At 52.3% G+C, this 22,826-nt stretch carries 21 protein-coding genes; 16 read left to right on the forward strand and 5 right to left on the reverse strand.

Features of this window, described 5'->3' with window-relative positions:
* Window positions 1-42: 42 nt before the first annotated feature.
* Window positions 43-879: a lipoate--protein ligase family protein gene (locus FGB90_RS07825; RefSeq protein ID WP_138810273.1), complete on the reverse strand. Its 837-nt coding sequence runs from the start codon at window positions 877-879 to the stop codon at window positions 43-45.
* Between the two features lie 264 nt (window positions 880-1,143).
* Between FGB90_RS07825 and FGB90_RS07830 the strand changes: the two genes are divergently transcribed.
* The 5 genes from FGB90_RS07830 to FGB90_RS07850 all read left to right on the forward strand — a co-directional run bounded on the left by FGB90_RS07830 (window position 1,144) and on the right by FGB90_RS07850 (window position 4,216).
* Window positions 1,144-1,374, forward strand: coding sequence for a YuzB family protein (locus FGB90_RS07830; protein ID WP_138810674.1), 231 nt, complete (start codon window positions 1,144-1,146; stop codon window positions 1,372-1,374).
* A 329-nt stretch (window positions 1,375-1,703) separates the two neighbouring features.
* The gene (locus FGB90_RS07835) at window positions 1,704-3,008 is read left to right on the forward strand and encodes an HD domain-containing protein (protein WP_138810274.1); all 1,305 of its coding nucleotides are present in this window, start codon (window positions 1,704-1,706) and stop codon (window positions 3,006-3,008) included.
* Window positions 3,009-3,012: 4 nt separating this feature from the next.
* A complete protein-coding gene (locus FGB90_RS07840) occupies window positions 3,013-3,522 on the forward strand; it encodes a YwgA family protein (protein WP_138810275.1) in 510 nt (169 codons plus the stop codon).
* Between the two features lie 29 nt (window positions 3,523-3,551).
* Window positions 3,552-3,857 (forward strand): antibiotic biosynthesis monooxygenase family protein, encoded by a 306-nt coding sequence (locus tag FGB90_RS07845; RefSeq protein WP_138810276.1) that lies wholly within the window; start codon window positions 3,552-3,554, stop codon window positions 3,855-3,857.
* Window positions 3,854-4,216 carry a hypothetical protein gene (locus FGB90_RS07850; RefSeq protein ID WP_138810277.1) on the forward strand — a complete coding sequence of 121 codons (363 nt, stop codon included), beginning with the start codon at window positions 3,854-3,856 and terminating at the stop codon, window positions 4,214-4,216. Before FGB90_RS07845 ends, FGB90_RS07850 begins: the two co-directional genes overlap by 4 nt.
* Before the next feature lie 706 nt (window positions 4,217-4,922).
* On the opposite strand, the gene thmT is transcribed toward FGB90_RS07850, so the two are convergent.
* Window positions 4,923-5,114, reverse strand: coding sequence for a 2-hydroxymuconate tautomerase (gene thmT / locus FGB90_RS07855; RefSeq protein ID WP_138810278.1), 192 nt, complete (start codon window positions 5,112-5,114; stop codon window positions 4,923-4,925).
* A 247-nt stretch (window positions 5,115-5,361) separates the two neighbouring features.
* On the opposite strand from thmT, the gene FGB90_RS07860 reads away from it, so the two are divergent.
* Entirely contained in the window at window positions 5,362-5,886 is a 525-nt protein-coding gene (locus tag FGB90_RS07860; RefSeq protein ID WP_138810279.1) for a YwhD family protein, read from the forward strand.
* Window positions 5,887-6,195: 309 nt separating this feature from the next.
* Here the strand turns inward: FGB90_RS07860 and FGB90_RS07865 are convergent, their stop codons facing one another.
* Entirely contained in the window at window positions 6,196-8,310 is a 2,115-nt protein-coding gene (locus FGB90_RS07865) for a transglycosylase domain-containing protein (protein WP_246056103.1), read from the reverse strand.
* Between the two features lie 272 nt (window positions 8,311-8,582).
* Between FGB90_RS07865 and speE the strand changes: the two genes are divergently transcribed.
* From speE to FGB90_RS07895, 6 genes are all read left to right on the forward strand, one after another.
* A complete protein-coding gene (speE, locus tag FGB90_RS07870) occupies window positions 8,583-9,410 on the forward strand; it encodes a spermidine synthase (RefSeq protein ID WP_138810280.1) in 828 nt (275 codons plus the stop codon).
* A gap of 14 nt (window positions 9,411-9,424) precedes the next feature.
* Entirely contained in the window at window positions 9,425-10,306 is an 882-nt protein-coding gene (gene speB, locus FGB90_RS07875; RefSeq protein ID WP_138810281.1) for an agmatinase, read from the forward strand.
* Window positions 10,307-10,659: 353 nt separating this feature from the next.
* The gene (locus FGB90_RS07880; RefSeq protein WP_138810282.1) at window positions 10,660-11,097 is read left to right on the forward strand and encodes a YwiB family protein; all 438 of its coding nucleotides are present in this window, start codon (window positions 10,660-10,662) and stop codon (window positions 11,095-11,097) included.
* A complete protein-coding gene (gene argS, locus FGB90_RS07885; RefSeq protein ID WP_138810283.1) occupies window positions 11,094-12,764 on the forward strand; it encodes an arginine--tRNA ligase in 1,671 nt (556 codons plus the stop codon). Before FGB90_RS07880 ends, argS begins: the two co-directional genes overlap by 4 nt.
* Window positions 12,765-12,943: 179 nt before the next feature.
* The gene (locus FGB90_RS07890) at window positions 12,944-13,111 is read left to right on the forward strand and encodes a XapX domain-containing protein (RefSeq protein WP_138810284.1); all 168 of its coding nucleotides are present in this window, start codon (window positions 12,944-12,946) and stop codon (window positions 13,109-13,111) included.
* A 129-nt stretch (window positions 13,112-13,240) separates the two neighbouring features.
* Complete coding sequence (locus tag FGB90_RS07895; protein WP_138810285.1) at window positions 13,241-14,077, forward strand: alpha/beta fold hydrolase; 837 nt, start codon at window positions 13,241-13,243, stop codon at window positions 14,075-14,077.
* An 83-nt stretch (window positions 14,078-14,160) separates the two neighbouring features.
* On the opposite strand, the gene uvsE is transcribed toward FGB90_RS07895, so the two are convergent.
* Both uvsE and cls read right to left on the reverse strand, forming a co-directional pair.
* A complete protein-coding gene (gene uvsE / locus FGB90_RS07900; RefSeq protein WP_138810286.1) occupies window positions 14,161-15,117 on the reverse strand; it encodes a UV DNA damage repair endonuclease UvsE in 957 nt (318 codons plus the stop codon).
* Window positions 15,118-15,251: 134 nt separating this feature from the next.
* On the reverse strand, window positions 15,252-16,463 hold the full coding sequence (gene cls, locus FGB90_RS07905) for a cardiolipin synthase (RefSeq protein WP_246056104.1): 1,212 nt from the start codon (window positions 16,461-16,463) through the stop codon (window positions 15,252-15,254).
* 257 nt (window positions 16,464-16,720) lie between these two features.
* On the opposite strand from cls, the gene FGB90_RS07910 reads away from it, so the two are divergent.
* The 4 genes from FGB90_RS07910 to FGB90_RS07925 all read left to right on the forward strand — a co-directional run bounded on the left by FGB90_RS07910 (window position 16,721) and on the right by FGB90_RS07925 (window position 22,724).
* Window positions 16,721-18,811, forward strand: coding sequence for a (Fe-S)-binding protein (locus FGB90_RS07910; protein ID WP_438502687.1), 2,091 nt, complete (start codon window positions 16,721-16,723; stop codon window positions 18,809-18,811).
* A 487-nt stretch (window positions 18,812-19,298) separates the two neighbouring features.
* Window positions 19,299-20,480, forward strand: a complete 1,182-nt coding sequence (locus tag FGB90_RS07915) for an acetyl-CoA C-acetyltransferase (protein ID WP_138810289.1) — start codon at window positions 19,299-19,301, stop codon at window positions 20,478-20,480.
* Window positions 20,481-20,711: 231 nt separating this feature from the next.
* The gene (locus FGB90_RS07920) at window positions 20,712-21,563 is read left to right on the forward strand and encodes a 3-hydroxybutyryl-CoA dehydrogenase (RefSeq protein ID WP_138810290.1); all 852 of its coding nucleotides are present in this window, start codon (window positions 20,712-20,714) and stop codon (window positions 21,561-21,563) included.
* 15 nt (window positions 21,564-21,578) lie between these two features.
* Window positions 21,579-22,724: an acyl-CoA dehydrogenase gene (locus FGB90_RS07925; RefSeq protein WP_138810291.1), complete on the forward strand. Its 1,146-nt coding sequence runs from the start codon at window positions 21,579-21,581 to the stop codon at window positions 22,722-22,724.
* Window positions 22,725-22,826 lie beyond the last annotated feature (102 nt).

The raw sequence follows: 22,826 nt of genomic DNA on the forward strand, positions 1-22,826 counted from the left end.
GGTGACCGCATGCACCCCGGAGTTTTTCTGTTTACTGCTCTGTTAAAGCAGATTCACTTTTTCATTGCGCTTAATCATCCGATCCAGATTTTCCTCGTACACGGTCCAGTCGGCCTCTGAAAGGGCCATGTTCCCAAGCCGCCCGGCAAAACCCTTCAGCGTCAGCAGCATGGAATGATAGAGGCCTTCCACTGTAAGGGGACGTCCGGTAATCTCAGAGAGTGAAGCCATCTGTGCCGGATCGATTCGCGGATAGCTGTACTTTACAGGGGCCCCGTTCACGGCCTGTTCGTAAAAGCTGCGAATCAGTCCCGCCCGTTCACTCCCGCTTCCGTTAACAGCCAGGTAGATCTGAACGGCGACTCCGCCGCGGAGCCTGCGCTGGGAAATGCCGGCGAATTTACGGCCCGCCACACTCAAATCGTACCTGCCCGGGCAGTAGGATGCGGCAATTTCCCGATCCTCAATGACAAGATCAAACTCCTTGAACCACTCACGGACAAACGCGCACATCGCTTCATAGCCGCTGTCGATGGAAAGGCGCTTCTCGTCTTTGAAAATGAGCGACACATTGAGCACGCCGGGGTCGAGTACGACGGCAAGACCGCCGGAATTCCGTACAATTACCCGGTAGCCGGCGTCCTCCAGAAAGCGGACTCCCTCTTCGATATAGGGCAGCCGGCTGTCCTGGATTCCGAGGACAATCGTATTGCCGTGCACCCACGTCCGGCAGATTCCCCGCTCCGGATCTGAAGAGGCAATCCGGCAGAGCGTGTCGTCCATGGCAAAGGAGTGCATCGCATTCTGCGCCAGACCTGCAGAAGACTCGTCGTACACATCCCAACGCTGTCTATGTAAAATCGATTCCAACTCGTTCATTGTTCGTTCTCCTTCTTGAAAAACATCCAGTAGATTATATCACAAAATGGACAAGGTTACCGTTGCCCCTCACCGGCGAAACATAGTAAAATACCCGATAGTGACTCTTTTCGGAAGGCTGTTCTGCATTTTGTATAAGACGGCGGTGCCGGCTGAATGAGCAGGAGGCTGAGTCCCTGCCCGCAGAAAGCTTCTGCCTGCAGCGTTGGAGAAACAGCATTCCTTATGGAAAGAGCGTTTAGAATAGAAGAAGTGGTGATTACGGTGGCAAATGAATTCCGTATTTGTGACGATTGTCAGGCCACAAATATAAAAACACTGATACCGAAGCTGAAGCAGCTCGACCCCTGCGCCGATATAAAAATCGGCTGCCAGGCGTACTGCGGACCGGGCCGGAAAAAGGCATTCACCTTTGTTAACGACCGGGCAGTCACCGGACTGAGCGAGGATCAGCTGATCGATAAAGTAGAAAAGAAGCTGAAAAAACAGCGGTAAACACGGCCGCAGGCTGCAGAAAAAGCAGCTTCAGGGAGGGTGTGGCAGTTCATAATACTGCCGGCGCCCTCTTTTCTTTGGCTCATTTAGAGTACGTAAACAGATTACGCAAGCGATGGCCCAAATTGCGCAATTCATTTTCAGATTATGCAATAAAACGGATTGTTTATCATACCTGTTCCCGCTGGTGCAACTTCGGGGAAATTCTTCATAATCTGCTTTTTTTCGCGGCTGTTTTTAGTATACTAAAAGGTAGAGATTGGAATGACCCATACAGACACCTGAGAAGATCAATCCGGCTGCACAGCACTGCAGGGAAGGAGCGGCATATGACGGGGCAATTTAGAAAACTGAATGAGGAAAAAGTATTTAAGGATCCGGTTCACCGATACATACACGTACGCGATGAACTGATCTGGAAGCTGATCGGTACGCGCGAGTTTCAGAGGTTGCGCAGAATCCGTCAGCTCGGCACAACGTACGTGACATTTCACGGTGCCGAACATACGCGTTTTAATCACTCATTAGGGGTATATGAAATTATGAGGCGTATGGTCAAGAATATTGAGGAAAAGGAAGACTGGGACCCGGAAGAGCGGCTTGTCTGCCTGAGTGCAGCCCTCCTTCATGATGTGGGGCACGGACCGTATTCCCATTCCTTTGAAAAGGTTTTTCATACCGATCACGAACACTGGACCCGGGAGATTATCCTGGGGGACACGCAGATCAACAGCGTTCTCCGGGAAATCAGTGATGCCTTTCCGAAAAAAGTGGCCGATGTGATCGGGAAAACATATGAAAACAAACTTGTCGTAAGCCTCATCTCCAGTCAGATTGATGCTGACCGGATGGACTATCTTCAGCGGGATGCGTTTTACACGGGTGTAAGCTACGGGCATTTTGACATGGAACGGATTCTCCGCGTCATGCGGCCGACAGAAGACCAGGCCGTGTTTAAACAGAGCGGTATGCACGCAGTTGAAGACTATATTATGAGCCGCTACCAGATGTACTGGCAGGTGTATTTTCACCCGGTAACACGGAGTTCGGAAGTGATTCTGAGCAAGATCCTACATAGAGCCAAGCATCTTTACGAGGAAGGCTACGAGTTTAAACTCGAACCGCTTCACTTCAACTCCCTTTTTGAGGGCAGTATTACGCTCAAAGATTACCTGAAGCTCGATGAATCGGTAGTTATGTATTATTTTCAGATGTGGCAGGAAGAAGACGACCCGATCCTGAAAGATTTATGTGACCGTTTCATGGACCGAAGGCTGTTCAAATACGTGGAATGCGATCCGAGTACACAGATGAAAATCTGGCCGGAACTTCTTCAGCTGTTTAAGGAAGCTGAAATCGATCCGCGCTATTATCTCGTCATCGATTCCTCGTCGGATCTGCCGTATGACTTTTACCGCGGCGGGGAAGAGGAGGAACGCCTTCCGATCCACCTCCTCATGCCGGCAGGGGACCTGCGTGAACTTTCCCGTGAGTCCGATGTAGTGGAGGCGATCTCGGGGAAAAAGCGGACCGACCATAAACTCTACTTTCCGAAGGATTTTCTTGAAGACCAGACCGGACACGCGGAGATAAAAAAGAAGATTTTACAATTGTTAATGAATCAGGGGGGATAAATTCATGCTAAACGAGCATGCGAAGCTGCTGTCACTCATTCAGCAGGCAGGCGAAATTGTCGGGCGGAAAAAACTGCAGAAAATCGTTTATATCGCCAAACAGCTCGACCTTCCTTTTTATGAAAAATATCAGTTCAGAATGTACGGACCCTACTCGGAGGAGCTGTCGGTACGTATGGAGGAAATGCGCGACCTCGGCTTTATTTCCGAAGTGAAGGAAAAGAAAAGCGGATACCACCAGTTCCGCTATTCCCTTACAGAGCAGGGGGAGGAGTTTCTAACGATTGCCGAGCACGATTTTCCTGCATCGAAGGAGCTGTGGGACAACCTGAACAGTCAGAGCTCCCGTTTTCTGGAGCTTGTTTCAACAATGCTCTACTTCAGCGACCTTTCAAAAGAGGAAACAAAAGACAAGGTGTTTACAATCAAAGCCAAGCAGAACTACACGGATGAAGAAGTGCAGGAGGCGTTTGAATACATCGAACAGCTGCACCAACACGAGGCCCGGCAGTAAACGGCCAACAAGTCAGGAGAGTGCTCTTATTGTATATCGTTCATTCCGTAGTAACGATTCCGGAAGAAAAAGCAGATGAAGTAATCGGGCTGTACCAGAACCGCTCAAAACTTGTGGATGAAGCCAGAGGATTCATTTCATTCAAGCTCCTGCAGAACCGCCGTAAATCAGGCGAGCTGACGGTGCAGATGGAGTGGGAAACCGAGCAGGATTACCTGGACTGGGTCAGGAGTGACGACTTCAAGCGGATTCACGAGCTTGAAAAAAAATATCCGGACAAAGAACTGGCAAATGTGAAAGCCATGGTTCACCAGTACAAGGTGGTGGCGTGGTGATTACAAAGGAAACAGAAGACCGGATCGCCGAAAAAATGACCGACCGCTTCTACGAGGAGTATGGGGACATGCTGAAGAAATTCGGCGACCGCGGCCGTCATCACACGAAGAACGATAATTATCACCATCTTAAATATCTTAAAACATCAGCTGAGCTGAACAATAAAGAAATGTTCGTCGACTACGCCACCTGGCTCAACACTGTTCTCGTAAGCCGGAACGTGCCGACGGCACTGCTTATTAAAAACTTCCAGTGGCTTGCAGAGGAATTCGAAAACATGGACGAGCCGCCGCAGCACTACATTGAAACGCTCCACCTGGCGCTCAAGGAACTGAAGGAGATTCAGGCACACGGGTAAACCGGGTGTCCGTAATGAGAAGGAGGCTGGGACAAAACCCAGCTAATAAGAAGAGCCCTTACCATCGGTGAGAGCTCTTTTTTGTATTTAGTATTTTATAGGTTGATTGTTCAAAAATACACTCGCTTGCCGCGGGCAAGGCTTCAGCTAACCGGAACAGATCACCCCGGTGGATCTTCAGCTCTTGCTTTTCCCGCAGGCGTCTCGTGATTTTTGAACAATCAACGAATATGTACACAGAAAGGATACCAACGGTGCCAACTATCGAAAACCGATCAATGACACCGTTTTTTAATTACTTAGAGAGAGTTTTGTCCCAAGCCTCCTTCGGTGTGCGGGAGGTTCATCTTGTTTGAGAGCAGGAGCTCCGGCTCCACGTTTTAGGGTTGGCATATATTTTGAAAAATGAGTATACCTTTTAGTCAGTAAATCGATCTTTTGCGTAGCTGACGCCAGTAGCGAGACTCCTGTGGCAGTGGGGGCTAGGCGAAACCCCGCAGGGCGAAGCTCGCGGAGGCTCGCCGGCACCGCCACGGAAAGCGAGCGGTTGGCGCAGCGGAGCTAATAAAAACTGACGGAAGGGTATACACATTTTTTAAAAAAACGTATAAACCAAAACGTCTCCCTAAACCCTCTATCTGCGAAAAGCAGGGCAAAGTCCACTAACCGAAAAAAGGTGCACCCGGATCGGGCACACCTTCTTCGCTTACGGCGTTACATCGCTGTGGCGCTCGCCGTTGACGGCGTAGTTTCCACCGTTCATTTCCTCGATGAAAACAGTGATTTTCTCACGGGGTGCTCCGGTCGTTTCAGAGACCGCGCCGGTTACTTTCTCCACGAGATCCCGCTTCTGGTCGTCAGTGCGACCTTCGAGCATCTTTACAGTTACGTACGGCATGCCACTCATCCTTTCGGTTACGTTATGTTTGTGTGCCGGAAAGCCGGCTGCACCGGGGGTCAGCGGGGAACTGGAGACTTGATTTGCGTCCCCGTGCCGGGCCGGTGACAGACAGCAGTCCTGCATCAGGAGCCTGTATATCTATTTACGTTTATGTGTGAACGTAAACGCGCTCTTTTCTGTTTTTGTCCGGTGGAATGAATATGGTAAGATGAACGAAAAGGCGTAACGAAATGGAGGAGTTCCGATGAATAAGGAAGAGTTCTTTAAGAATCATAAGCGCAGTCAGGGCTTTAATATACTCAGTTCCGATTCTACCGATGGGCACGGCGGGTATGGTGCCGGGGTGCTGAATCTGAACAACGTTTCCCCGGTGTTTATTGATGTTAATGAGGGGGAGGCGTTCGTGGACATGGGAGCGCTCCATGCCCGGAGTGCGGTCGAGAAGGGGATTAAGTTTCTTCGCGAGAAAGAGAAGGTGCCGAACGGAAAGCCGTACTGGCTCGTATGGGTTACGGTGGATAATAAAGGGGAAGGTCCTTTTTATGCCGGTGTGACGGCGTGTGAGATGACGGTGGACCGTGAAATCCGGCGCGGATACAAGAGTCTTCCGGAACATGTGAACAATATGGATAAGTCGCTTAAGGGACGGATCATTGTGGACAAAATGGACGATAAGTCGAAGCAGATACTGGCGGATTTTCTGCAGAACCACAATGAGGAACTCTGGAAGGCATCGACGGATGAACTTAAGGATGGGCTCAAAGTATAAAGGATGTAAGGCTCGGATGGTGAAGGCTGTCCGGGCTTTTATTTTTGTTAACCAGCGTTACAAATTGCTTGGCCCTATGCGGAGCTTTACGCCGGCAGTGAGCCTCCCGCGGCAGGAACGGGGTCTGCCCCGGATAGGGAAAAGGAAAAATGTCAAAATGTGAACGTCTTGTGAACAACCTTGCTATTCAGTGGGGATCTTTGTAAACTTAACGTACGTGTCAAACACACACAGCAATACTAAGACAAAAAGACAAGCGAGGGGTATGCCAGCCCTTCGCTTGTCTTTTTTTTACAGAAATAAATGCGATCACGACACATCGAGCCAGCGAAAGATCCGGTCGAGAAAGCGACGCGGCTCGTCGTGGAGCGGGTCGCCCGGCAGTTCGTGTTTCTTTTCCGGTACGTGATCCGTGCAGAATGCGGTCGGTTCGGTGCCGGTGAGGAAGTACGTCTTCCGCGTTACCGGACAGTCGTCTGTTGCGAGCATGCCGTTGACCGGATTGATTTCCACGGCGGATACGTTCGGCGGTCTGCTGAACGGCAGCATCAGCTCATCGGCGTGAGCGTGCTCCATGAACTGGGCCCAGATCCGTTTTGAGTGCATGCCCCACGATCCGGAGTCAGGCGTCGTCTCCTCACCGGGGGCGGTGCGGACATCCTTATCCACGCCGACCCACACGCCGGTTACGAGCTGCGGGGTAAATCCGATCATCCAGCTGTCCCGTGGTGTCGAACCGCTTTTTCCGGCTACGGGGCGGCTGATCAGCTGAACCAGGCTCTGGCCGGTGACCGCTGTATGGGAGCGGGCGTCGTTGAGCTCCATTTCAAACATGCCGTGCATCATGTCGGTCATAAGAAACGCGAGAGCCGGGTCGATCACCCGGTCTCCGATCTGATCGGGGTTGGCACTGTACAGCTCGTTTCCGTCCCGGTCCACCACTTTTGTGACGAAGGCCGGCTCCACTTCATAGCCGCCGTTGGCAAACGGACTGTAGGCGTTTGTCAGTTCGGTAACGCCGACTTCAACGGAACCGAGAGCCAGCGAAGGAACCGGGTGAAGCGGACTTTCGATGCCGAACGTCCGGGCAGCATCCACCAGCGAGTCAAACCCGAGCAGAAAGTGGGTTTTCATGGCGTAGATGTTGTCGGATACGGCAAGGGCCTGCATCATTGTCATCGGTTCCTCGGCATAGCGGTTATTGAAGTTTTTCGGCTGGTATGTTTCCCGGCCGTCATCCCAGACGAAGTCGGTTTCCTCGCTCGTAAGAAGGGTGTTCGGCCTGAAGCCTTCCTTCAGGGCGGCGTAATAGAGAAAAGGCTTGAACGTGGACCCTGCCTGACGCCGGGCCTGTGTCGCCCGGTTAAACGGGCTCTCGGTATAGTCCCTTCCGCCGACCATCGCCTTGACGTGTCCGTTTGTCGGATCCATCGACACAAACCCCACCTGAAGGTCAAAGGGCGAGTTCAGTTCCTCGGCGATCCAGTGTTCCGCCATGCGCTGGAGGTCACGGTCGAGAGTGGTATGAATCTCGAGGCCTCCGGCGTCAATGACGGAAGGATCGATTCCCAGCTCGGTCTGGAGCCACGACTGAACGGCGTCCTGAAAGTACGGTGCCTGCCGTCCGGTTTCGGTCTCCTCGGACTGGTAAATTGCCACGTTTTCCTTTACAGCTGCATCGTACTGACGCTGGCTGAGGCTGCCGTTATCCTTCATGGCACGAAGGACGACCTCCTGTCTCGCTTTTGCCTGCTCAGGGCTGATTTTCGGCGAGTAGAGGCCCGGTCCTTTCGGAATGCCGGCGAGCATGGCGGCTTCTGCAGTCGTCAGCTCATTTGCATCCTTGTTAAAATACAGCGAGGCTGCGGCCTGGATGCCGTAAGTGCTGTGGCCATAGTAGATGGTGTTCAGGTAGCCTTCAAGAATGTCATCTTTGGAATAATGCATTTCAAGGCGCATGGAGTAGAGAGCTTCATTGAATTTCCGCAGCCATGTTTTTTCATGTGACAGGTACAGGTTGCGCGCGTACTGCTGGGTAATGGTGCTTGCCCCCTGTAACTTGGATCCGGCAAGGACGTTCGTGACTGCCGCCCGGCCGATCCGCAGCACATCGAACCCGTGATGGGAGTAAAACTTCCGGTCCTCGATGGCAAGTGTGGCGTCAATGACCGGCTGGCCCATTTCCTCGAGGGAGATCCAGTGCCGGTTCTGGCCCTGGTGCTGCTCTGCAAGGATGGAACCGTCCGCTGAGTACATGACCGTCGTTTCAGGAACCGACAGCGGCGGTGCACCAAGCTGGTATACATATGCGAGGAGCATGAGCGTGACGGCCATCTTCGTGACGACGGAAAAGAGACCGAGCCGAAGAAGCGCGCGCCAGTTTCTGGTTTTCTTTTGTCTGGATGTTCGTGTGCCGATTTCCACCTGCTGTCACCCCCGGGAGTAATAGAAGTCTGTTTATCGAAGCTCAGGCACCGGGTAACCGCCTGCATCATTCAAAAAACAAACATTATATTCAAGGAAAATACACGTTCTCTTTCCACAGTTTTCCACAACCTTGATCTGGTTATACATAAAGAGGATCGGGAATGAGTAGAGGAGACGTGCCGCCGGGACTATTCCCATTTCAGGTTAGATGAATTATACTTCTGTATGACTGCCTGAAAAGCGGAGATTATGAAATTGAGGTGATCGCTTTGTCGATTTGGTTTACAGAAAAACAGACAAAAGATTTCGGTATTACAGCAAAAATAAAACAGACATATCACAGCGAGCAGACGGACTTCCAGAAGCTCGACATGGTTGAAACAGCGGAGTTCGGCAACATGCTTCTTCTTGACGGCATGGTCATGACGACGGAAAAGGACGAGTTTGTCTATCACGAAATGGTGGCACACGTGCCGCTCTTTACCCACCCGGACCCGAAGAACGTGCTTGTTGTAGGCGGCGGTGACGGCGGTGTCATCCGTGAGATTCTCAAGCACCCGGGCGTGGAAAAAGCAACACTCGTGGAAATCGACGGCAAAGTGATCGAATACTCGAAGGAATATCTTCCTTCCATTGCAGGTAAACTGGACGACCCACGCGTCGATGTGCAGGTGGACGACGGTTTTATGCACATTGCGAAAAGTGAAGGGGCGTACGACGTGATCATGGTTGATTCCACTGAACCGGTGGGGCCGGCCGTGAACCTGTTTACGAAAGGATTTTACGAGGGGATTTCAAAAGCGCTGAAGGACGACGGTGTTTTTGTGGCCCAGACGGATAACCCGTGGTTCCAGCAGGACCTGATCCGCAACGTGTTCCGTGACGTCCGTGAAACATTTCCGATCACGCGTCTGTACACAGCCAACATTCCGACGTATCCGAGTGGACTGTGGACGTTTACGATCGGATCGAAAAAGCACGATCCGCTTGAGGTGCCGGAAGACCGGTTCCACGACGTGGACACGAAATACTATACGAAGGCAATCCACAAGGCAGCGTTTGCCCTGCCAAAATTTGTGGAAGACCTGACCCGCTGAAGGAGGATCCGTTAATGTATTTTGATCAGGGTTACTCCGGACGTGTGTTTATTATGGGCGACCGCTCCTACGAGGACAGCAGCGTGGTAATTTTCGGGATGCCGATGGACTATACGGTGAGCTTTCGGCCGGGTTCCCGTTTCGGTCCGAACCGGGTGCGTGAGGCGTCGATCGGCCTTGAGGAATACAGTCCGTACATGGACCGTCACCTTGAGGAAGTGAACTATCACGATGCCGGTGATATGATGTTTCCGTTCGGCAACGCGGGTAAAAGCCTCGACATGATCGAGCGATACACGGAAAAGCTGCTTGTGGACGGCAAATTCCCGCTGGGACTCGGCGGCGAGCACCTTGTAAGCTGGCCGATCATTAAAGCGATGCATAAGGAGTACGAGGATCTGGCTGTCATTCATATCGACGCCCACGCCGATCTCCGGGAAGAGTATGAGGGCGAGGAGCTCTCCCATTCCACACCGATCCGGAAGGCGTGCGAACTGATCGGCCCGGAAAATGTGTATTCATTCGGGATCCGCTCCGGCATGCGTGAGGAGTTTCATTACGCCCGGGAAAGCGGCATGCACATGAGCCGGTTTGAAGTGGCCGAACCGCTTAAGGAAGTACTTCCGACACTTGCGGGCCGCCCGGTCTACGTGACGATCGATATCGATGTCCTTGATCCGGCCTACGCACCAGGGACCGGAACGGCCGAGGCCGGCGGAATTTCGTCAAAAGAGCTTCTCGACGCGATCCAGGCGATTGCCGGATCCGCCATCCGTGTGGTCGGCTGCGACTTGGTGGAAGTGTCCCCGCCGTATGACGCCGGAGACAAAACCGCCATTGCCGCTAGCAAATTCGTCCGCGAAATGCTGCTCGGCTGGACGGGGAAAAATAAGTAATTGATTTGGTTTAGGCTGATGATGGACCGCGCCGCCCTGTGGGCGGGGCGGTTTTTTGTGGTTTTTGGGGGAGGGTAGGCACGGGTGGTGCGGGTCAACGTAGCGAAATTGGAGTCGAACGTAGCGAACACCCGGGTCAACATAGCGAAATCGGAGCCGAACGTAGCGAACACCAGGATCAACATAGCGAAACACAGACCAGCAATCCACCGACCCCGCCAAATCCTCCCCCGCACTTGAACCACCCACGCCAAATCAGCTATAATAGTTGAGTTATCGGCGACCTTAACGTTTAAGTCCGCCCCATTATGAAAATGATGATAAAACCAAGACTGAAAGCTCGGTGAATAGAGATGGAAGGACTGCCGGTCCAGATTAATATGACAACTGAAGTCCGCGATCAGGGACAGAAGGATACCAACACCATGGAGGCCGCGGGACGCCTGATTGCCAAAGGCGATACCACGTACCTCCGGTTTGAGGAACCACAGCAGGAGGGGCTTGAGCCCACGAACCAGACGGTGAAAATCCAGCAGGGGGAAATGACAGTCATCCGGAAAGGTGCTGTCAATATGAACCAGCGGTTTATTACCGGTGTGAAAACAGAAGGCACGTACCAGAGCCCATACGGCCCGATGCGCATGCTCACTGACACAAAAAACGTCCGCTTTCTCTGGGACGAAACAGAAAACAAAGGCGAAATCCGCCTGACCTATTCCCTCATCCTGCAGGGACAGAGCGCAGGCGAGTACGATATGCGCGTTACCGTAAAGGAGGAACCACAATCATGAGCCAGGTTGAACAGATGAAACAGCTTTTAAAGGACGAAATCATCGAGTCCGTTATTAAAGCCGGACTTGCCGAAAGAGAACAGATCCCGGATCCTGTCATCGAACTCCCGAAAGACAAAGCCCACGGTGACTATGCCACCAACACCGCCATGCAGCTGGCACGCGTGGCGAAAAAAGCGCCGAGGATGATCGCCGAGGACATGGCGGCCAACTTCGATAAAGAGCGTGCTCACGTGAACAAAATCGACATAGCCGGACCAGGATTTATGAACTTCTTCATGAATAATGAGTATCTCACCGACGTTGTCCGCACAGCCATTGACCAGGACGAAGACTACGGTAGCACGGACTTTGGCGGCGAAAAGCGCGTTCAGGTTGAGTTTGTTTCAGCCAACCCGACCGGAACCCTGCACCTCGGACATGCCCGCGGTGCCGCAGTCGGCGACTCCCTCTGCAATATTCTCGACAAAGCCGGATACGAAGTGGCCCGTGAATACTACATCAACGACGCCGGAAACCAGATCGAAAACCTGGCTCTCAGCCTTGAAGCGCGCTACCTGCAGGCACTCGGGGAAGATGCTGAAATGCCGGAAGACGGCTACCGCGGCCAGGATATCGTCGGTTTTGCAAAGGAAATCGCCGATACGTACGGTGACACGTTTAAAAACAATGACCGCGAGGACCGTCTCGCATTTTTCCGTGAGTACGGGTTAAAGCGCGAGCTCGACAAGCTGAAGGAAGACCTTGAGAGTTTCCGCGTCCGCTTTGACAACTGGTACTCCGAGACGAGCCTCTACACTACAGGCAAAGTGGAAACGATTCTCGATGAGCTCAAGGAAAAAGGGGAGACTTACGAGAAGGACGGTGCCCTCTGGTTCGAATCAACCAAATACGGCGACGATAAGGACCGCGTCCTTGTGAAAGGAGACGGCACGTACACGTACCTGACTCCGGACGTTTCCTACCATAAAGATAAATTTGCCCGGGGTTTTGAAGAGCTCATCAATATCTGGGGTGCCGACCACCACGGCTACATTCCACGGATGAAAGCCGCCGTGCAGGCCCTCGGCTATGATCAGGAACAGCTTAAAGTTCAGATCATCCAGATGGTGAACCTGTTCCAGAACGGCGAACGGGTAAAAATGAGCAAGCGGACCGGAAAAGCTGTCACCATGCGCGATCTGATGGAGGAAGTAGGCACCGATGCGACACGCTACTTCTTCGCCATGCGCGCCGCCGACACGCACATGGATTTCGACATGGACCTTGCCGTGTCAAAATCCAACGAAAACCCGGTCTACTACGTGCAGTATGCACACGCCCGCATCTGCACCATGATCCGCCAGGCCGAGGAAGCCGGCTATACCGCGGACCCGTCTGAAGACCTGACACGTCTGTCCAGCGAAAAAGAACTCGACCTGCTCAAAAAAATCGGCGAATTCCCTGAAACCGTGTCTGACGCTGCCGACAAGCGCGCGCCGCACCGGATCGCAAACTATGTCTTCGAACTTGCCCAGGCGCTGCACAGCTTCTACAACGCCGAAAAAGTGATCAACCAGGACGATGCAGGCCTCACAAAAGCCCGCCTCGCCCTCATGGAAGCAGTCCGCATCACCCTGCGCAACGCCCTCGGTCTGATCGGCGTATCCGCACCGGAAAAAATGTAACGATTGCCTCCGCAAAAATAAATATCAGAGCCAGGGCCCGGAAGTTCTCACCGAACCTTCCGGGCCCTGACTGCTTTTTTTTCGTTCCCGTAGTAGATGTACGTACCTCTTTCTGGTACGATAAGATCTGTGGTATTAAGCAATACTATTAGAAAGAACTTCAGAAGGGATGTAATCGAATGCAGGAAGTAATTCTCGCAACAATGGCAGGTCTGATCGTCGGATTTGTATTTGCCCTGATTAAACTTCCGATTCCCGCACCGCCGGCACTGCCAGGGATCATGGGAATCTTCGGAATATACTTTGGATATAAACTGTTTCAGCTTGTTTCCGGTTACTTCGGATAACAGCACGAAGCGAGGCCGCATTATGGAAGCGGTCTCTTTTTTATGGTTTTTTTCCCTCCTCGGAATCCTTAGCATGTTTCACGCCGGAAAAGCCACCCTAAAGGTAACAAAAGCAGGGAGGTGGCGGCGATGCCATGGACAAAGGAGCGTGGGCTGGCGGGGATTTACTATGAAATTAAGGGGAGTGGACCGCCGCTTCTGTTTATCCATCCCCCGGGAATGGGGCATGTGACGTTTCGTCACCAGGCGGAGGGTCTCTGCCGAACTCACACGGTGATTCAGGTGGATATACGGGCCAACGGGCGGAGCGGGATGGATGATCAGCCGCTGTCAATGGCACTTCTGGCTGACGATGTGCGGAGGGTGCTGGATGCTGCAGGAATCAGGAAAACGTTCCTGTGCGGATACTCGAACGGCGGCTCGATTGTACAGGAGTTTGCGATCCGCTACCCGGAGCGGACGCGAGGTATCGTGCTTCTTGGCGGTTTTTCCGAGGTGAACAGTTTTCTTCTCCGGAACGAGTTCCGCACGGGCATCATTGCTGCGCGTCTGAGAGGGATGCGGACGATTTCAGAGGTTCTTGCGGCCGCACATGAGAAGGGGGCAAGAAGGAAGGAGCTCGCTGATTATGTACGCCGGACGTCTCCGGCTTTTCTGGCGGAGCTTTATGACCTGGGGCTTCATTACAAATCCACGGACCGGCTGCACCGGATCACCTCGCCGGTTCTTCTTGTGTATGGTCAGTGCGATTACTATGTGCACCACTACAGATATATCTTTCAGAAGCATCTTCGCGTGTCCTGTGATGTGATCTATGTATCAATGGCCAATCACCAGCTGCCTACGAAGCACCCGAAGGAACTGAACCGGATCCTCAAGGAGTTTACGGAAAAGACCCGGAACCGGGAGGCTCATAGACAGAAGCGTGCTGTCAGGCAGCTGGGGGAGGACTTGCCTTTGATTTAAGGGACTGTAAGGAAGGTCCTCAATTGTACGTATTCCCAAAATACAAAGAAAGCCCGGCTGGTGTGTTCGAGGCCGGGCTTATCTTATGGCTTATAACTGACGGTGGCGCCGGCAATCCGGTTTACACCCCGTACTTTTTCAAGGTGCTCCAGAAATGACAGGAGCGCCTTGTCTTTTTGTTTTGCCTCAATCATAACGTCAAAGTCGCGGCCGAATTCCCGCATCGTCTCCAGAAACGGACGGACAAACTCCAGGTCAAGCCCATCGGCGTGGGCCCGTGAACGCCTGCCGTCTTTGGGGGAGGAGAGGTGGACTTTCGGCGGAAGGCCGGTTTCGTTCCATGTATCAAACAGGCCGGGAAGAAGATTGGCCACGGAGCTTTCTCCGCTGTAAACGACGTGATGGTGGTAATCAAATATAAAGGGAAGCTTTTCAGACCTGCAGAGTGTGAGGACATCGTCTCCGTGATAGGACTTGTCATCGTTTTCGATCATAAGCCGGTCCCGGAGTCCATCCGGCAGCTTCCTGATGTTCTCCGAGAAACGTTTCAGTGCGGACTGCTTGTCCCCATACGCGCCGCCAACGTGAAGGACGAACCGGCAGGCGGGAAGATCCATTGCCTGTGCCATTTTGTCGTGATAGCGGATGTCTTCGATTGAGCGCTCGGTCACATCGTCTTTCGGCGAGGTGAAGAGCGTAAACTGGTTAGGATGAAAACTGGTGCGGATACCAGCAGAGCGGATCAGTTCGCCGAGTTCCTCCCATTCCCGGCGGAACGGGGTAACAAAATCCCACGCCGCGTCCGGGTGAGTGGCGAGAGGGACCATGGAGGAGGACAGGCGGAACAGATTAATTTCATGGGCGATACAGTAGTGAATCGCCCGCTTGGTATGAGCAATGTTTTTGGCCGTTACTTCATGCAGTTTTTCGGTGCGTGCGTCTTTGGACAACTCTTTTGCCCGGGCCCAGGTGACTGTATGTGCCGGGGAGGCGTTCCAGATTGAAAGGGCGTGGGAAACGAAGCCGAACCGTATGTTCATTCACAGACCACTCCCTTTAAGGTTGATATATCGCTTTTTGCATCTAAGGCCGCTAAACACAAATTAAGTCCACCAATACAGAAAATGCAGGCCGTCAAACAAAAAATCCCAGCCTCCTCAAAACCTTAACCCCGTCAAATCAGCGGGGAGAGGAGGGTGGCGATGCTTTCCTTGCCCCGTTTCAGGAGGGAGCGGTTGTTCAGGTGTTCAATCGTCACACGGTCACTTCTGTTGAGGTCCTCGTTTATCTGAATCATAATCTGGCGGATCCACTGGGCATCGTGAATCAGACAGTTAATTTCGCGGTTGATCCGGAAGCTCCGTTTGTCAAAATTAGCTGTGCCGATATCGCACACTTTATCATCCACGATGATGGCCTTGGAGTGGTAGAATCCCTGGAAGTACATATGAATATCGACTCCAGCCTCGATCAGTTCCCGGAAATAGGGATAGGCAGCATGAATGACGAGAGGGTGATCGGGATTTTTCGGAATGATGACCCGGATATCGACCCCCCGCTTGGCAGCTTTAACCAGGGCATTTTTCACTACACGGCCCGGAACGAAATAGGGTGTGCCGATGACGATTGAATTCTCGGCTTTTTCAATCAGTTTTATTGCGAGCTCTTCGATGTGGGAGCCGTTTGAGGCAAACACCTGCATCGTTTTTGCACCGGGATGCTGCTCGGGATAGTAATGGTTTTCACCAACGATATCCTCTCCTGATGCCGCCGCCCAGTCGCGTAAAAATACGTCCTGGAGGTCATTGACGCCTTCCCCCCGGACAGCGAGATGATAATCCCGCCACGGACCGAAGTTCGGATCACGGCCGAGATATTCGTCACCGACGTTGAATCCGCCAATGTAGGCAATCCGCCCGTCAATGACGGTGATTTTCCGGTGATTTCGTTTATTGGCCGAGTAGAACAGAAACGGCAGGGACGGCTTATGGGTCAGAACAAGATGAACGCCCGCTTTTCGCAGGTCTTTTTTATGCTTTCTGCCAATCCGCATTCCCATAAAATCCACCATGAGACGGACTTCAACACCCTCACGTGCCTTATCCATTAGCCGGTTGAGCATCTTTTTACTGATATCGTCATCCCTGAAAATGTAGAACAGCATATGAATGTGATCCTCTGCCTGCTCAATCTGTCCGAACATATGGTCAAAAAGCCTGTCTCCGCGTGCAAAAAAATCCACATCGCTTTTGTGGACAGGCGGTTCTTTGTAAGGGGGTGTGTGCTTTTCATGAATCCTCCTGGCAATGATAAAATCCACCGTAAACCAAATTCCGAGGATCAGGAAAACGGCAAGCACAATCAGAATAATATTCAATAAGGTCAAGGGTGTTCCCTCCCTGGCTGACGTACGCATAATCCCGATCGGCCAAGACCGCGGGTGTTCCTGTTATTTTCCCTAACCGGTCCGTTTTCAATCCATTGTGTCGAAAAAGAACCGGGCCTTTTTTTAAAAAAGGGACCTGACTGAATACTCATTCATTCTTTCTTGTGATATAATAAAAAACAAAATTCAGAAAAACTCTTCTCTTTTGACTTTTTGGAGTCGATGCAGAGAAAACTTCGAAAGGGGCTGTTAGCATCATGGATCCAATACTTATCAACTGGCTGATGTTCATTCTTGTAACCGGTTACGCGCTTTATCTTTTCGCCACACTGGTCAAGACAAGAATCGAATACATTAAGCTGGGACAGAAGGCCGAATTCAACCGGACTTTCAAGGAGCGCAAAGACGCGTTCATCGCCCAGGTTTTCGGACAGAAAAAATTATTGAAGGATAAGAAAAGCGGTATTATTCACATTATGTTTTTCTACGGGTTCCTCCTCGTCCAGCTCAGCGCGATTGATCTGATCTGGAAAGGACTTGCGACCGGGTCACACCTGCCGCTCGGACCGTTATATCCGGCATTTACTTTCTTCCAGGAAATCGTTGTCGTCATGATTCTTGTGGCGGTCGTCTGGGCATTCCACCGCCGCTACGTGGAAAAGCTCGTCCGCCTGAAACAGAATTTCAAAGCGGGACTCGTCCTGATTTTCATCGGAGGTCTCATGGTTTCCAAGCTCATGGCCAAAGGGATGGAAATGATCTGGCTCGGCAAATCCGCTACATGGGCGGAGCCGATTGCAACAGGAATTGCAGCCGTGATGAGCCCGATCGGTGCCGGTGCAGCAGGGGCACTGTTCTTTGTGTTCTGGTGGGCACACCTTCTGTTCCTGCTCGTGTTCCTCGTGTACATCCCGCAGGGCAAGCACGCGCACCTGATCGCCGGACCTGCCAACGTATACCTGGGGCCGACTCACAAAACCGGCCAGCTTAAACCGATCAACTTTGAAGACGAAGACGCCGAGAAGTTCGGGAAAAACGAAATCGAAGAGTTTGACCAGAAGCAGCTTCTCGATCTTTACGCCTGTGTGGAATGTGGACGCTGTACGAATATGTGTCCGGCAACCGGCACAGGAAAAATGCTGTCACCGATGGATCTCATCGTGAAAATGCGTGATCACCTTACGGATAAAGGAGCGGCAGTCACCTCCCGCAAACCGTGGATGCCGACATACGCGTTCAATCACAAAACCGGCAACCAGCTGGCAGCACAGGAAGCAGCCGCCGCTTCTGAAGCCTATGACGTGAGCCTGATCGGAGACGTTATTACAGAAGAGGAACTGTGGGCCTGTACAACGTGCCGCAACTGTGAGGATCAGTGTCCGGTGGCAAACGAGCACGTGGATAAAATTATCGACATGCGCCGCTACCTTGTACTTACTGAAGGGAAAATGGACCCTGAAGCCCAGCGCGCGATTACAAACATTGAGCGCCAGGGCAACCCGTGGGGAATTAACCGGAAAGAGCGCGAAAAATGGCGCGACGGCCGGGACGACATCGAAGCACCGACCGTAAAAGAGCTCAAGAAGTCCGGTGAGGAATTCGAATACCTCTTCTTTGTCGGATCGATGGGCTCCTACGATAACAGAAGCCAGAAGATCGCCCAGTCATTTGCGAAAGTGATGAACGAGGCGGGCATCAAATTTGCGATTCTCGGAAACAAGGAAAAGAACTCCGGGGATACACCGCGCCGGATCGGAAACGAATTCCTGTTCCAGGAGCTTGCCACGGCAAACATCGCGGAATTTGAAAAAAATGACGTGAAAAAGATCGTTACGATCGATCCTCACGCCTACAACACACTGAAAAACGAATATCCTGACTTCGGCCTTGAAGCGGAAGTGTACCACCATACAGAGCTCCTCTTCGAGTGGGTTCGCGACGGCCTGATCAAGCCGACGAAGGAAGTAAACGAAGTAATCACGTACCATGATTCCTGCTACCTTGGCCGCTACAACGATGTATATGATCCGCCTCGTGAAGTTCTGAAAGCGATTCCGGGCGTTCAGGTCGTTGAAATGGAACGGAACCGGGAAAACGGCATGTGCTGCGGCGCCGGCGGAGGCATGATGTGGATGGAGGAAGACACCGGTACCCGGGTGAACGAAGCCCGTACCGAACAGGCTCTTGAAGTGAGTCCGTCGGTCATCGGAAGCGGATGCCCATACTGTCTCACCATGCTAAGCGACGGTACGAAATCGAAAGAAGTAGAAGAAGACGTGAAAACGATGGATATTGTTGAAATTTTAGAAAAATCTCTTGAAACAAAAAAGGATTCTGTCACTGCATAAAGAAGTAGGTATAGACCTGTCTATTTTGTCCGGAAAGGGAGCCGTTGCCACCGCGGGGGCTCCCGGCCGGATCTTTTTCACCAGCTTATTGTAAGCGCTTTACTGAAGGCGGGTGTCTTTCCTGTGCAGGTGGACTGAGCGAGCGTTCAATCGCCGCGTGCAGGTGCATACACATTTAATAAACAAAATGGTGAGTCCGCTGCCTGTGAATTGTTATGGACCAGAAGGATTTCTTCTGAAGGCGGACGCTTTCCGCTCCATACTTTGTAAAGAAAAACAGGTGTACACATGCGAAGCCTCACACCTGAAGCGACTCCTGCGGCAATGGAGGCCAGGCAAGACCCCGGAGGCGAAACTGAGGAGGCTTGCCGGCATCGCCGCGGAAAGCGAGCGTAAGGTGTGAAGCTGACCCTTTCTTACTTCATTCATTACCCTGTTAACAATGAAACCCCCGGCACAAGCCGGTAAATATGAGGAGGAATACACAATGGCAAAATCAGTGATTGTAAGCGGTGCCCGTACACCGGTCGGTAAACTTGGAGGAAAACTTGCAGGATTTTCAGCTTCAGAGCTTGGAGGCAAAGCCATCTCCGCAGCACTTGAGAGAGCAAACGTGAAAAAAGAAGACGTCCAGCACGTCATCATGGGATCCGTTCTTCAGGGCGGCCAGGGCCAGCTTCCGTCAAGACAGGCGATGCACCATGCAGGGCTGCCGTGGGAAACAGAAACCGAAACGATTAACAAAGTGTGTGCATCAGGAATGCGGAGCGTAACGCTGGCTGATATTCTGATCCGTTCCGGCGAGATGGATACAGTCGTTGCAGGCGGAATGGAATCCATGAGCCAGGCACCGTATTTTGTGAAAAACGCACGGTTCGGCCTGAAGATGGGACCTGCCAAATTTGAAGATATGATGATTCATGACGGCCTTACATGTACGTTTAAAGGCGTTCACATGGGCAACTACGGAAACAAAACAGCGGACGAATACAGCCTGAGCCGCCAGGAGCAGGACGAGTGGTCCTACAGAAGTCATCAGCGCGCAGCCGAAGCGATCAACGCAGGCAAGTTCGCCGACGAAATCGTTCCTGTGGAAGTGCCGCAGCGTAAAGGCGACCCGCTGGTTGTGGAGCAGGACGAATCTCCGCGTAGCGATACGAGTGTTGAGAAGCTTGCCAAACTGAAGCCGGTATTCGGTGCAGACGGCACGATCACAGCCGGTAACGCACCAGGGGTCAATGACGGAGCAGCTGCACTTGTCGTTATGGACGAGGACAAAGCGAAAGAGCGCGGCCTTGACACCCTTGCCACGATCGTTGCCCATACGCAGCTTGCGGTTGAGCCTGAAAATTTCCCGAAAACACCTGGCCTTGTCATTAACAAACTGCTTGAGAAAACAGGTAAGTCCCTGAGTGACATCGATCTTTTTGAAATTAACGAAGCATTTGCTGCAGTATCCCTTGCCAGCGGAAAAATTGCAGAGATTGACCCTGAAAAAATCAACGTTAACGGCGGTGCGGTCGCCCTCGGTCACCCGATCGGCGCAAGCGGCACCCGCGTAATTCTGACACTTGCCCACGAACTCAAACGCCGCGGAGGCGGAATCGGAATCGCAGCCATCTGCAGCGGCGGCGGCCAGGGCGACGCCGTCATGATTGAAGTGAAATAGTGACGTTAAGGTGTCTTCGGAGGGATTGTGCTTTTTGAAAGAAGTGTATGAAGCGAAAGGCGGCGACTCCTGCGGAAAGCGTCCGCCTTTAGTGGAATAGCAGCAATCTTTTAGTGATTTGAGCGTTACGTTAATGACCGCCGCTCCGTTGAACAACGGAAGCGACACCTTTCAACGGAGCCGGTTTTGTTTGAAAACAAGAACACCACCAATAAAGGAGACCTCACATACATGGATATTAAACGCGTAATGGTCGTTGGAGCAGGGCAGATGGGATCCGGAATTGCACAGGTATGTGCCATGAACGGATACGAAGTCGCCCTCCACGACATCCAGGAAGAATACGTGCAGAAAGGCCTCGACGGCATAAAGAAACAGCTCGAAAAACAAGTGAAAAAAGAGCGGATTTCAGAAGCAGACATGGAGCGCTTTCTCCGTCAGATCTCCTCCTCCACTGACCTGAACAACGCATCAGACGTGGATCTTGTCATTGAGGCGGCAGTGGAAAACATGGACGTGAAGAAGAGCATCTTCAAACAGCTCGATGCCATCGCCCCGGACCACGCCATTCTTGCTACAAACACATCAAGCCTGCCGATCACGGAAATCGCCGCAGAAACAAACCGACCTGAAAAAGTGATCGGAATGCACTTTATGAACCCGGTTCCGGTAATGAAGCTGGTTGAAATTATCCGAGGACTTGCAACTGATCAGGAAGTTTTCGATGCCATTAAGCAGATGTCCGAAAATCTCGGAAAAACAGCTGTAGAAGTTCAGGACTTCCCCGGATTTGTCTCCAACCGGATTCTTATGCCGATGATCAACGAGGCAATTTACACCGTGTACGAAGGCGTCGCTTCCCCGGAAGATGTGGATGAAGTGATGAAGCTCGGCATGAATCACCCGATGGGCCCGCTGCAGCTGGCTGATTTTATCGGTCTCGACACGTGCCTCTATATTATGGAGACGCTGCATGACGGCTTCGGTGATACGAAATATCGTCCGTGTCCGCTTCTCAGAAAATATGTAAAAGCCGGCTGGAACGGAAAGAAAGCAGGTCGCGGTTTTTACCAGTACAGCTAGGAACGGAGTGAGAACATGGAACTTAGATGGAGCGAAGAGCATGACATGATGCGGAAAATGGTCCGCCAGTTTGCCGAGGAGAAAGTCAGTAAAGCAGTGCCCCACATGGAAAAAACAGACGAATTTCCCCACGAGCTTGTAAAGGAAATGGGTGCCCTCGGCCTCATGGGTATTCCGATTGAAGAGCAGTACGGCGGGGCGGGGATGGATTTTCCCTCCTACATCCTCGCTATACACGAGCTTTCGAAAGTGAGCGCTACCCTTGGCGTCATCCTGTCGGTACACACGTCGGTGGGTACCAACCCGATTGTGTACTTCGGAAGTGAAGAGCAGAAGCAGCGCTACGTACCGAAGCTTGCTTCAGGCGAATACCTCGGTGCATTTGCCCTGACAGAGCCGGGGTCCGGAAGTGATGCTGCCGGCATGAAGACGACAGCCGTGAAAAAAGGCGACCGGTACATCCTGAACGGCTCCAAAGTGTTTATTACAAACGCAGGGGCGGCGGATACGTACGTGGCATTTGCAAAAACCGATACGAAAGCGCCTGGGGCGAGAGGCATCAGCGCATTTATCGTTGAAAAAGACACCCCCGGTTTTGTGATCGGCGCAAAGGAAAAGAAAATGGGGCTTCACGGCTCCAATACCTCGTCCCTTTCTTTTGAGGATGCAGAAGTGCCGGAGGAAAACCTTCTCGGCGGAGAAGGGGAGGGCTTCAAAGTGGCCATGGCCAACCTCGACATGGGCCGGATCGGCATCGCAGCCCAGGCGCTCGGCATCGCCGAGGCAGCCCTTGAACATGCCACAGCCTATGCGAAAGAGCGGAAGCAGTTCGGAAAATCGATCGGAAAGCAGCAGGGGATCGCCTTCAAGCTTGCCGATATGGCAACCCAGGTGGAAGCGGCAAAACTGCTCACCTACCGGGCAGCGAACCTCCGACACCACGGCAAACCGTGCGGAACCGAAGCCTCCATGGCAAAAATGTTCGCTTCCGACGCCGCCATGAAAGTGGCCACAGAAGCCATTCAGGTTCTCGGCGGCTACGGCTATATCAAAGAGTACGCACCGGAGCGGTTCTTCCGCGACGCCAAAGTAACCCAGATATACGAAGGCACAAATGAAATCCAGCACCTGGTGATCAGCAAGGGGCTTATGAACAGATAAAAATCCCACCCGGCCCCTGGGCCCGGGCATTAGCGGATCCTGATCGAATGGCTGAAACGGCTCTTTATCAGAAGCTCCGCTTCACGCCGTCCGTTCGCTTTC

The organism is Alteribacter natronophilus (assembly GCF_006007885.1).
Lineage (GTDB): Bacteria > Bacillota > Bacilli > Bacillales > Salisediminibacteriaceae > Alteribacter > Alteribacter natronophilus.